Here is a 12,192-nt window from a genome sequence, read left to right as displayed (position 1 = left end):
GGAAATTAGCTATGAAACTTGCCAGTAAAACCGCCATTGTCACCGGCGCCGCGCGCGGTATCGGCTTTGGCATTGCCCAGGTGCTTGCGCGGGAAGGCGCGCGCGTGATCATCGCCGATCGCGACGCGCACGGCGAAGCCGCCGCCGCGTCCCTGCGCGAATCGGGCGCACAGGCGCTGTTTATCAGCTGCAATATCGGTGAAAAAGCGCAGGTCGAAGCGCTGTTTTCCCAGGCCGAAGAGGCGTTTGGCCCGGTGGATATTGTAGTGAATAACGCCGGAATCAACCGCGACGCCATGCTGCACAAACTCTCCGAAGCGGACTGGGACACGGTGATCGATGTCAATCTGAAGGGCACTTTTCTCTGTATGCAGCAGGCCGCCATCCGCATGCGCGAGCGCGGCGCAGGCCGCATTATCAATATCGCTTCCGCCAGCTGGCTTGGCAACGTCGGACAAACCAACTATTCGGCGTCAAAAGCCGGCGTGGTGGGGATGACCAAAACCGCCTGCCGCGAACTGGCGAAAAAAGGCGTCACGGTTAACGCCATCTGCCCGGGCTTTATCGATACCGATATGACGCGCGGCGTCCCGGAAAACGTCTGGCAAATCATGATTAACAAGATCCCTGCGGGCTACGCCGGGGAGGCGAAAGACGTTGGCGAGTGCGTGGCGTTTCTGGCGTCCGACGGCGCGCGCTATATCAACGGGGAAGTCATTAACGTCGGCGGCGGCATGGTGCTGTAAGGAGAAAAACGATGACACAGGCTAATGATATTGTGGTTGTCAGCGGCGTCCGTACCGCTATTGGCACGTTTAACGGCAGTCTTAAGCATACCCACCAGCACGATCTCGGGGCAGCGGTTATTCGCGAAGCGATCGCCCGCGCCGGGCTTGCGCCACAGGATATCGATGAAACGATCGTCGGCAACGTCGGGCAAATCGCCGAAAGCGGTTTTATCGCCCGCATCTGCCAGCTGCGGGCGGGGATCCCGCAGGAGAGCACCGCGTATTCGGTTAACCGCCAGTGCGGCTCCGGGCTTCAGGCCCTGGCGGACGGCATGATGCAGCTGCAAAGCGGCCAGGCCGAGGTGGTCGTCGCCTGCGGAACGGAAAATATGACCCAGTTGCCCTACTACCTGCGCAAAGCGCGCGATGGCTATCGCATGGGCCACGGCGAGCTGGAAGATGGACTGATCTCCATCCTTACCTGGCCAGAAGGGCCTTATCACAACGGCATCACGGCGGAAAACGTCGCGCAACGCTTCGGTATTACCCGTGAAGCGATGGACGATTTCGCCTGGTCGAGCCAGCAGAAGGCGCTGAAGGCGATCGCTGAGGATCGCTTCCGCGAGCAGATTCTGGCCCTTGAGGTGCCGGACGGCAAAAAAGCGACCCGCCTGTTCTCGACCGATGAACACCCGCGCGACACCCCGCGCGAAAAGCTCGCCGCGCTGCGTCCGGCATTTAAAGCCGACGGCGTGGTGACGGCGGCCAACTCCTCCGGCATTAACGACGGCGCGGCCGCGCTGGTGATGATGACCCGCCAGCAGGCGGAACAGCGCGGCTTAACTCCGCGCATGCGGATTCGCGGCTGGGCGGTCGCCGGCTGCGGCGCGGAGATTATGGGGTTTGGCCCCTCTCCCGCTACCCGACGCCTGATGGACCGTCTCAATATGGATGTTCACGCCATCGATTTAATTGAACTCAATGAGGCCTTCGCCGCCCAGGCGCTGGCGGTGATGAACGATCTGCGTCTCGATCCAGCCCGCGTTAACGTCAACGGCGGCGCGATCGCCCTCGGCCACCCGGTGGGCGCCAGCGGTGCGATCCTGCCGGTCAAACTGATGTATGAAATGGCGCGCAGCGGCGCGCGCACCGGTCTGGTCACCATGTGCATCGGCGGCGGCCAGGGGATTTCTATGCTGTTCGAGCGCGAAGGCGCTTAGGAAAAGACGGCCCGAAGTGGGGCTTCGGGCCGGGCGTCGTTCGGGTCAGCACCCGGCGACAACCTGTGAGCTGACGAACGGGATCGTCTCGATCCCGGCAAGGCTTCTGACCACGAATACGGGGAAATAATAACCATGTCCGCAATAAATGAAAAGGCGGTAAACGGGACGCAGCTACAGCGCACCCATAAAAAGATCTACCGCCATTTGATGCCGCTGCTTATCGTGGCGTACATCATCAGCTTTATTGATCGTACCAATATTGGCATGGCGAAAGCGACCATGTCGGTGGATATCGGCCTTTCCGCAACCGCATTCGGCCTCGGGGCCGGGTTGTTTTTTCTCACCTACGCGGTGCTGGAGATCCCCAGCAACCTGTTTTTAACCCGGATTGGCGCGCGGCGCTGGATCGCCCGCATCATGATCACCTGGGGGATCATCTCCTGCGGTATGGCGTTTGTCACCGGGCCTACGTCCTTTTACGTGATGCGCCTTTTGCTCGGCGCCGCCGAAGCGGGGCTCTATCCGGGCATTATTTACTACCTGACCCTCTGGTTTGGCCGCGAAGAGCGCGCCAAAGCCACCGGTCTGTTCCTGCTGGGGGTCTGCCTGGCCAACATTATCGGCGCGCCGCTGGGCGGATTGTTATTAAGCCTTGATGGAATGTCCGGCTGGCACGGCTGGCAGTGGATGTTCTTTATCGAAGGGCTGCCCGCGATAGCGCTGGCGTTCGTCGTCTGGCGCAGACTGCCGGATAAACCGGCCGACGCCCGCTGGCTGGACAGCAACGACGTGCAGGCAATCAACGCGGTACTGGAGAAAGAAGCCGAGGAGACGCGCCATACGCCGAGCCGTTTTTCCCTGAAAACAGCGCTCACCACCCGCGTATTTTTGTTGCTGGTGCTGATTTACTTTACTCACCAGTTTTCGGTTTACGGCCTGAGTTATTTCCTGCCGGGGATCATCGGTAGCTGGGGCCAGCTTACCCCGCTGCAGATCGGTCTGCTGACCGCCATCCCGTGGATCGCAGCCGCCGCTGGCGGGATCCTGCTGCCGCGCTTCGCCCGGACGGAGCAGCGTTCGCGCAGCATGCTGATGGCCGGATATCTGGTCATGGCGACCGGCATGGCGATTGGCGCAATTGCCGGTCACGGCGTGGCGCTGCTTGGCTTCTCGCTGGCCGCCTTCATGTTCTTCGCCATGCAATCCATCATCTTTAACTGGCTCCCCTCGATCATGAGCGGGCATATGCTGGCGGGCAGCTTCGGCCTGCTTAACTGCCTCGGGCTGTGCGGCGGCTTTCTCGGGCCGTTTATTCTCGGCGCGTTTGAGGACCGCACTGGCGCGGCAACGTCCGGCTTATGGTTCGCCGTCGCGCTACTGATCGTCGGCGCGCTGGTGTCTGTGTTCATCAAAAGTTCGTCATCCCCCGGCAGTGCATCGGCAAAACAGGCCGACGGTGAAAAAGCGTAATCAGGAGGTTCTTATGCGCATCGAAGTCTTACTGGATTTAAAAACTCGACTCGGCGAAAGCCCGGTCTGGGATGTCGAACAGCAGCGTCTTTGGTGGGTGGACAGCCTCGACGGGCGCCTGTTCGCCTGTAACGCGCAGGGCGGCGCGATTAAGAGCTGGGACGTGCGGCAGAAAATTGGCTCTTTCGCCCTGCGCCAGAACGGCGAAGGCGCGGTGGTGGCGCTACAGAATGGCGTGCATCTGCTCGACTTCGCCAGCGGCGAGCTGACGCTACTGCACCATCCGGAAGCGGACCGGCCCTTTAACCGGCTCAACGACGGCAAAGTCGATCGTCAGGGACGTTTTCTGTTCGGATCGATGGATATGCGTGAAGAGGAGCCGAGCGGCGCGCTATATCGCCTGGACGCCGATCTGTCACTGCACGTGCTGAAGAAAAATATCATCGTCTCTAACGCCCCCTGCTGGAGCCCCTCCGGCGAGACGTTCTATTTTGCCGATACCTGGACGGGCGAAATCTGCGCCTGGGACTACAACACTGCGACCGGCGATCTCTCCGGAGAACGAGTCTTTTGCCGTGTCGATCGCAGCGAAGGCGGCGCGGCGGATGGCGCCACCGTGGACAGCGAAGGCTACCTGTGGAACGCGCTGGTCTACGCGGGCAAGCTGGTGCGCTACACGCCGGAGGGCAAGGTCGATCGCATCATTGAGATGCCGGTGAAAAAAGTGACCAGCGTAATGTTCGGCGGCGAAAACCTCGACGTGCTGTACGTCACCTCAATGGCGCAGCCGCCCCTCCCGCGCTTCCCGGAAGATAATCAGCTGCGCGGCAGCCTGTTCGCCCTATACGACCTGGGCGTGACCGGCGTAGCGGAACGGCGTTTTGCCGGCTAAGCCAACCTCCGGCTCGCCGCGATAACAATAATACCCGGCGAACTGACTCTGACCCTGACACCAAGCGGCGCGCATCATGCTGTCGCGACGCCGCGGAGTAAACACGACTATGACAACAATCAATCACACACCTGCCGGCGAACAAGGTGGAAAAAAGCGGCTGATACATCGTTTCTCCTGGGTTTCGCTGCTGGTTTGCTGGCTAATCTGGGTGCTTAACGCCTACGATCGCGAGATGATCCTGCGCCTTGGCCCGGTCATCTCTAAAGAGTTTTCGCTCTCGCCGGAACAGTGGGGCAACGTCGTCGCCCTGATTATGGTTGCCCTTGCGGTGCTGGATATCCCCGGCTCCATCTGGAGCGATCGCTACGGTTCAGGCTGGAAGCGAGCGCGCTTTCAGGTACCGCTGGTGCTGGGCTATACCGCCCTCTCTTTTCTTTCCGGAATTAAAGCGATCAGCCACGGGCTGACGGCCTTTGTGCTGCTGCGCGTTGGCGTCAACCTCGGGGCCGGCTGGGGCGAGCCCGTCGGCGTCAGCAACACCGCAGAGTGGTGGCCGAAAGAGAAACGCGGCTTCGCGCTGGGGGTGCATCATACCGGCTATCCGATTGGCGCGCTGCTGAGCGGCGTGGTGGCAAGTCTGGTGCTTTCCGCATTTGGCGAAGGCAGCTGGCGCTACTGCTTCCTGCTGGCGCTGATCGTCGCCATCCCGCTGATGATTTTCTGGGCGAAATATTCCACCGCCGATCGCATCAACACGCTTTATCAGCATATCGATAGCCAGGGGATGACGCGCCCGGCGACCCAGGAAAGCAGCCATGTTGCCAAAGGCGAAGGGATGAAGACCTTTTTACGCACCCTGCGCAACCGCAATATTTCGCTAACGGCGGGCAATACCCTACTGACGCAAATTGTCTATATGGGCATTAACGTTGTGCTGCCGCCGTATCTTTATCACGTCTCCGGCCTGTCGCTGGCGGCATCCGCCGGGCTAAGTATTATCTTCACGCTTACCGGTACCCTGGGCCAGATAATTTGGCCCTGGCTGTCCGATAGCTTTGGCCGTAAACGTACTCTGATCGTCTGCGGTCTGTGGATGAGTATCGGCATTGCGCTGTTCTATTTCGCCACCAATATGCCGCGCCTTATCGCCATTCAGCTATTTTTTGGCCTGGTGGCCAACGCCGTGTGGCCTATCTACTACGCCATGGCTTCGGACTCCGCCGAAGAACGCGCCACCTCTACCGCCAACGGCATTATCACCACGGCGATGTTTATCGGCGGCGGCATTTCGCCATTGCTTATGGGCTGGCTCATCCAGTTCGGTGGGGGGTGGGAAAATCCGGCGGGTTATATCTACGCCTTCTTTACCATGGCGGGATGCGCGCTGCTGGGGATGTTATTGCAGCTTATGACCACCGATAAAACGCCGCGCAAAGCGCATTAACGCAGGAGAACGCATGAAGATTGTTATCGCGCTGGATTCGTTTAAGGGTAGCTGTAGCGCGCAGGCCGCTTGCGCAGCGGTAGCACAGGGGTTGCGCCGGGTTGACGAGGAGCTGGAGCTCGTCGAAATGCCCGTGTCGGACGGCGGAGAGGGGCTGCTCTCGGCCCTTGCGGAAAGTCCGCAGCTGAAGGGCGCAAGGTGGCAGCAGCAGCGTTGCGCCTCGCCTTATGGTCTCTCCGTACAGGCCGCGTTTCTGATCCTGCCCGGCGAACGGGCCATTATCGAGATGGCGCAAAGCTGTGGGCTGGAGCTCACGCCGAAAGCGCAGCGGGATGTGCGCCTGGCCAGCAGCTTTGGGCTGGGTGAGCAGGTAAAAGCGGCGCTGGATGCCGGGTGTCGGCGTTTGATTATCGGGCTGGGCGGCAGCGCGACCAACGATGGCGGCATCGGTTTTGCCCAGGCGCTTGGCGCCCGCTTCTGGCGCGAGGACGGCACGCTGCTGCCGGTTCCCGCGGCGGGCAAGGACCTAGCGCATATTCAGCGCATCGATTTAAGCGCCATGGACCCGCGCTTACGACAGGCCGAAATACAGGCCTCCTGCGACGTCACAAATCCTCTACTCGGGGAAGATGGCGCCACCCGGGTGTATGGCGCGCAGAAAGGCGCGGACGAGGCGGCGCTCAGGGAGCTGGAGGCGGGTATGGCGCACTACAGTCGGCAGCTTAAGCAAACGCTCGGCTACGACGTCAGCGAACGGCCCGGCGCCGGGGCTGCGGGCGGTATGGGGGCCGCGCTAATCGCCTATGCGGGCGCCACGCTGCGCCCGGGCATTGACCTGGTGCTCGAACTGCTTAACGCCGACCGTCATCTTAGCGATGCCGCGCTGACCATCGTCGGGGAAGGCTGGCTCGATCGTCAGAGCGCCTTTGGTAAAGCCCCGGTGGGCGTGGCGGGCAAAGCGGCGCGCCACGGTGTACCGGTTGTGGCCCTTTGCGGCGGACGCGATGAGAGCAGTCGGCAATTGTATCAACACCATATTGACGCGATGTGGTCTATCTGCCAGCGCCCTATGCCGCTGGCGGAGTCGATGAACACATGCGAACAGCTCCTCGCCGACGCAGCGGAGAATGTTCTACGAACCTTTCTGAGCGGGCGGCGCGGAGAGGCACATAAGCGGATAACTGTATGATTATTACGACGGCGCTGGCTAATGAAATTGTCGCCCGGGCAATGGCGATAATTCATCATAACGTGAACGTGATTGACCATCATGGACAGATCATTGCCTCAGGTGAACGGCATCGTATCGGCGAGCAGCATGAGATCGCCCGTGAGGTGATACGCACCGGTAAACGTATTTGTATTAACAACACCGCGGAAGCCGCGCGTTTCCAGAATGTGCATCCCGGTATTAATCATCCCATTATCTATGACGATCGCGTGGTGATGGTGGTGGGCATCAGCGGCGATCCCGCAGCGATCAGCCGCTATGCTGAACTGGCGGTACTCACCGCCGAGCTGCTGGTCCGCCAGGCCGTGGAGATGCGGGAAACCAACTGGCGACAGCGTCTGCGCGATACACTGTTTGGTCAATATCTTGATCAAGGCGCTTCGCCCGCCGGACAGGAAGCGCTGCATCGCCTGGTGGAGCTTGGCTTCGCTTTTGATGCGCCGCTGGTGCCGGTCGTGGTAACCGTCCAGGTCGAACAGCACCAGCTAAGCGAAATACTGAGTACGCTGCTGCGGGAATTCTCGCAGCTGTCCGGGGTAAGAGACGTGATTTTGCTGGGCAGCAATGAAATATTGCTCCTCAATACGCTGAGCGAATCCCAGGAAACGCTGCTGCGGGGCATCGAGTTTGTCCTCAGCAATCAGATCAGCCATTACCATATCGGCATTGGCGTGCAGGCGGACAGCGCTCCGGATATTCGCGAGGCCATCCGATTCGCCCGTTCGGTGATTGAGGTGGGGAGCAAAGTGCAGCCGCAGCGGCAGATCTACTACTTTCGTGAAATGGCGATGCTCTGCCTGTTCCGGGTGCTGGAAGACAGCTATATGGTCAATTTTTTTATCAATAACGTACGCCAGCTGCTTGAGCATGATTCCGGCGAAGTGCTGCTGGATACCCTGAGCAGCTTTATTGCCAATAACGCCGAGCCGGGCAAAACGTCGCTGCTGTTGGGGATTCATCGCAATACGCTCACCTACCGGCTACAGCAGATTAAAAAGCATATTCAGCTCGATCCGATGGTCTTCACCGACCTGACGCAGCTGGCGGTGTCGGTACACTGCTATCGTCGGCAGAACCCGCGCCAGAGCGAATGGATTGATACCTTAAGCTAACGTGCGGCGGGCGAGCAGGCCGGTACGCGCCCTCGCCACCTGGTACCGCGTATCACTCTGAGATCGCCGTTTATCAAAATAATAGCGCGCCCGGCGATTTTATCGCGGGCGGTGCCTCCTTCGCCGATGGAGGGCTTTTCGCCTCAGCCGTTCGGCGAAGCTTGCTCGCTTCAGTCGCCATTTTTGTACACAATTTAATCAAATGGCACCGTTCTTGCCTTTTATCTACGTTCCCCGACCGCAGCATTCGTCGGCCAATATCGATAAAAAGGACAGGAAAATGGCGCAAATGAATGAAAACATCGCGACCGCACCGGTCTCTCCTCTCCGCGATTTTTTCGCGAAACCCCGTATCATCGCCAGGCCCGGCTTTAACCGCTGGCTGGTGCCACCGGCCGCGCTGGCGGTTCATCTCTGCATAGGTATGGCCTATGGATTTTCCGTTTACTGGCTGCCTATGTCGCAGCTCATAGGAGGAAGCGCGTCCTTGCAATGCCCCGTCACGATGTCGTTCTGGCAGCAGCTGTTTACCCGCGATTGCGACTGGAAAATCTCCATGCTGGGCTGGACCTACACGCTGTTTTTTGTTTTTCTCGGCTGTTCGGCGGCGCTGTGGGGCAGCTGGCTTGAGAAGGTTGGACCGCGGCTGGTGAGCTTTATTGCCACCTTGTGCTGGTGCGGCGGCCTGCTGCTATCCAGCGTCGCTATCTATTTCCATCAGCTATGGCTGCTGTGGCTGGGGGCCGGGGTCATCGGCGGAATCGGTCTCGGACTGGGCTATATTTCACCGGTTTCGACGCTGTTACGCTGGTTTCCTGACAAGCGCGGAATGGCGGCCGGGATGGCGATTATGGGTTTTGGCGGGGGAGCGCTGGTGGGCGCGCCGCTGGCAAACGGTCTGATGAATTACTTCGCCGGTCCGGCCGGCAACGGGGTATGGCAAAGCATTCTGGCGCTGGCGGCGATTTATGCGCTGTTTATGCTCGCCGGTACCTTTGGCTATCGCCTGCCGCCCATGGGCTGGCATCCTTCGGGTGAGAAGGCGCAAAAAACGATCCGCAATAATCCCACGATCCAGGTGCACGTCCGCGTTGCCTGCCGCACTCCGCAGTTCTGGCTGCTGTGGATGGTGCTGTGGCTCAACGTCACCGCGGGGATCGGCATTCTCGGTATGGCTTCGCCGATGCTGCAGGAGATCTTTGCCGGCAAACTGCTGTCGCTCGATCTCAGCTGGCATGAGCTGAACGGCGAGCAGCTGAAACGCATTGCAACCATGGCCGCAGGATTTACCGGTCTGCTCAGCCTGTTTAACATCCTGGGACGTTTTTTCTGGGCATCGGTATCCGACCTGTGCGGGCGCAAAATGACCTTTGCGATCATTTTCTGCCTGGGCGCCGTGCTGTACGGCACGTTGCCGCTGGTGAATCACGGCGGCTATATCGCGCTGTATGTCTGCGCAATGTGCATTATCATTTCGATGTACGGCGGAGGCTTTGCCAGTATTCCCGCCTATCTGGCCGACGTCTTTGGCTCACAAATGGTGGGCGCGATTCACGGGCGCCTGTTAACCGCCTGGTCGGCGGCGGGGATCAGCGGCCCGGTTCTGGTGAACTATCTGCGCGAGTATCAGCTGACGCACGGGGTTTCGCCCGAGCGCGTCTACGATATTACGCTGATGGTCCTGACCGGCCTGCTGGTGTTGGGTTTTATCTGTAATCAGCTGGTGCGTCCGCTGACGGAAGAGCATGCGATGACCGCGGAACAGCAGCAGCAGGCGAAAGGACTGTATACCATCAACAAGGATGCCCAGCTCACGTGGGAGCCCCGCCCGTCCACGCTGCTGTTAACCGTAAGCTGGCTGGCGGTGAGCGTGCCGCTGTTATGGGGCGTCGGCACCACCCTCCAGCAGGCCGTGAAATTCTTTATGTAGATTGTTGCCGCCGATGGCCCGGCGGCTTCTATGAACCTACCGGCGCGTGGCGGCCGCGTAACGCAATATGCTCAACGATCCGCTCTACCGCCTCTTCGGCGGTCAGCACCGAGGTATCCAGAGTCAGGCTGGCGGTGCGCCAGGGTTCGTACTCACGGGCGATAACCTTTTGCCAGTCCGGCAGGATATGGCCGCGAATGTCCGCTGCGCGGTTTTCCACGCGATACCGATGCTGCGTTTGGTCGGAGCAGGTCAGTTCTATCTCCAGATAAGGCGCGGCATTCTCGGTCGCGACCTCTCTCCAGGCCTGGCGGGTAATGGCGATGGGATTCACCGCATCGGCAATCACCACGTTGCCCAGCCTGAGGTTATCCGCAGCAATGGCATACGCCACCAGATATCCGGCCGGCCCTATATCGTGCCGGGTGACGGTTTCGGCGCGAATCAGCGCCTGTTCAATTGAATCAATCCGTAACCAGACGGCCCCCAGCCTGGCGGCCAGCAGGCGAGCAATGGTTGATTTCCCGGTACCGGGCAGGCCGCCAAAGATCAGTAACATAGATATCCCTTAGATAAATTCGCCTTAATGAATGATAAATGCGGATGTTTATAACATGAGACTTATCGCTGACATTACTCGCTTACGCAGGACGTATCATATTAACCCTGACAGGTGAGACAACGCGCTGATATGCCTCTACGGCAACACCAATTATAGGGAGACAGTAACGATCAGAATGTCAGAATAGTGCAGAGACCGCCAAAGGCTGGAGAAATTCAGTCTTCCCTAACGTTTCCTATCCGGGAGTGAGGATGCAACTGCCGCGGGCTTTACGCATGGTGATCTCCTCAGGGGACATAATCAGTATGTCGGAAGATCTCTAAAAGAGAATGGTCCGGTTTACCGGGATGCTTACAGTGACACGGTGAATTTGAAGTTCAGCCAGTTCAAGGAGGGAAATACGCTGGAAGTGCTGGAGAGTAAGACGGGCAAGAAGAAGGAAATCATAGTCCCTGCGAAGGTGTGGGAGATTGTAGAACGTCGCCGCCAGGCATTCCCGAAAGACGAATATGTTTTCACGTCACACAGCAATCGTGCATCAGGAAAAGCCCCTGTCAGCCGTGAACAGGTGAACCGTGAGATCAAACAGGCTGCTGAGAATGTGGGGATCAAAGGAACTGTAGGGTGCCATTCTTTCAGAAAATTTTCTGCAACCCAAGTTTGGGAGAAGTCTAACGGAAATCTCGCTTTAGCAATGAAAGCGCTGAACCACTCAGATCCTAAAGTCACCATGAACTATTTGAAGATTGACGTTAAGAGCGTGGGCGCTGCCCTTGCAAACATTTGGGAGTGATCAACATGAAATAATTATTTATTTTCATTAGCAGCAGTAAGCAAATCAATAAAAATTTCGGAAAAGAGTGCGTCTTTAAAAATATCAATTTTAAAGATCTTCTGATGACTACCAGAGGCCAATTGTGATTTTAATCGCATTCTCATAACTTCATGGTAATCTTTTGAAGCGGAGAACACATAGAATATAGCAAACCCTTCTACTACAAAATACCAAAGTACACTATCTGCTTCATCTTTTCTTATAAATGCAAAATTGCTAAGAATAGATTTAATAACATGGTCAGGAACGTTGTTCGTGGTGTCAATCAATCTAAAAACACAAATTCGAATGAAATTATCCACCTTCAAGTGACTTAATTTATTTATACGAACTTGCTTATTTTTAATACAATGTCTCATCAAGTCATCCAACTCAGGAACGCCATTCACGGTTGAATAATTAACGCTTTTAGAGATGGATGCTCGCCATAGTATGCTCAACAAGAATAGATAGAATCGCTTATAATCAAATGAGTTGATGATTATATGGTCAGAGTTTTTACGAATATTATGATGGTTTCTCAATAACCTTGTTCCATACGATTCATACTCATTGCTGATAAACTGCTCACATTCGAAACATAGTAGCGGCTCTTTAGGGTCTACATTTTCTCGTTTTGGTTTGCTTCCTTTTTGAAATATAATCAATTGAGAGTCATTTTTCTTCAACCGCTTGAAATAACTTCTCGGAATGCTATGCGATTCCATTAAATCTTTCTCTTCAAGGCATAGCTTACAGATACCTTTCATTCTTGCATACTCT

At 57.4% G+C, this 12,192-nt stretch carries 11 protein-coding genes; 9 read left to right on the top strand and 2 right to left on the bottom strand.

The genetic code is table 11. The features are described from left to right. Positions 1-11: 11 nt before the first annotated feature. The 8 genes from fabG to ABLV30_RS05605 all read left to right on the top strand — a co-directional run bounded on the left by fabG (position 12) and on the right by ABLV30_RS05605 (position 10,033). Positions 12-746, top strand: coding sequence for a 3-oxoacyl-ACP reductase FabG (gene fabG, locus ABLV30_RS05640; RefSeq protein ID WP_032720110.1), 735 nt, complete (start codon positions 12-14; stop codon positions 744-746). A gap of 11 nt (positions 747-757) precedes the next feature. Further along, a complete protein-coding gene (locus ABLV30_RS05635; protein ID WP_049070448.1) occupies positions 758-1,948 on the top strand; it encodes a thiolase family protein in 1,191 nt (396 codons plus the stop codon). Positions 1,949-2,083: 135 nt separating this feature from the next. Then, entirely contained in the window at positions 2,084-3,421 is a 1,338-nt protein-coding gene (locus ABLV30_RS05630; protein ID WP_025106028.1) for an MFS transporter, read from the top strand. Between the two features lie 13 nt (positions 3,422-3,434). Further along, a complete protein-coding gene (locus tag ABLV30_RS05625; protein WP_025106027.1) occupies positions 3,435-4,313 on the top strand; it encodes an SMP-30/gluconolactonase/LRE family protein in 879 nt (292 codons plus the stop codon). 76 nt (positions 4,314-4,389) lie between these two features. Continuing rightward, positions 4,390-5,760: an MFS transporter gene (locus ABLV30_RS05620; protein ID WP_004105439.1), complete on the top strand. Its 1,371-nt coding sequence runs from the start codon at positions 4,390-4,392 to the stop codon at positions 5,758-5,760. A gap of 13 nt (positions 5,761-5,773) precedes the next feature. Then, on the top strand, positions 5,774-6,949 hold the full coding sequence (locus tag ABLV30_RS05615; protein ID WP_032751158.1) for a glycerate kinase: 1,176 nt from the start codon (positions 5,774-5,776) through the stop codon (positions 6,947-6,949). Further along, positions 6,946-8,103, top strand: coding sequence for a sugar diacid recognition domain-containing protein (locus tag ABLV30_RS05610; protein ID WP_025106025.1), 1,158 nt, complete (start codon positions 6,946-6,948; stop codon positions 8,101-8,103). Before ABLV30_RS05615 ends, ABLV30_RS05610 begins: the two co-directional genes overlap by 4 nt. Positions 8,104-8,383: 280 nt before the next feature. Further along, the gene (locus ABLV30_RS05605; RefSeq protein ID WP_025106024.1) at positions 8,384-10,033 is read left to right on the top strand and encodes an OFA family MFS transporter; all 1,650 of its coding nucleotides are present in this window, start codon (positions 8,384-8,386) and stop codon (positions 10,031-10,033) included. A 28-nt stretch (positions 10,034-10,061) separates the two neighbouring features. Here the strand turns inward: ABLV30_RS05605 and ABLV30_RS05600 are convergent, their stop codons facing one another. Continuing rightward, the gene (locus ABLV30_RS05600; RefSeq protein ID WP_224254823.1) at positions 10,062-10,592 is read right to left on the bottom strand and encodes an AAA family ATPase; all 531 of its coding nucleotides are present in this window, start codon (positions 10,590-10,592) and stop codon (positions 10,062-10,064) included. A 367-nt stretch (positions 10,593-10,959) separates the two neighbouring features. On the opposite strand from ABLV30_RS05600, the gene ABLV30_RS05595 reads away from it, so the two are divergent. After that, positions 10,960-11,388 (top strand): tyrosine-type recombinase/integrase, encoded by a 429-nt coding sequence (locus tag ABLV30_RS05595; protein ID WP_227627263.1) that lies wholly within the window; start codon positions 10,960-10,962, stop codon positions 11,386-11,388. A gap of 14 nt (positions 11,389-11,402) precedes the next feature. Here ABLV30_RS05595 and ABLV30_RS05590 read toward each other — a convergent pair whose 3' ends face one another. After that, positions 11,403-12,179 (bottom strand): hypothetical protein, encoded by a 777-nt coding sequence (locus ABLV30_RS05590; RefSeq protein WP_265802137.1) that lies wholly within the window; start codon positions 12,177-12,179, stop codon positions 11,403-11,405. Positions 12,180-12,192 lie beyond the last annotated feature (13 nt).

Source organism: Klebsiella sp. CN_Kp113, assembly GCF_040064585.1.
Classification (GTDB): Bacteria; Pseudomonadota; Gammaproteobacteria; order Enterobacterales; family Enterobacteriaceae; genus Klebsiella; species Klebsiella michiganensis.
This window is presented reverse-complemented; position numbering and strand designations above follow the sequence as displayed.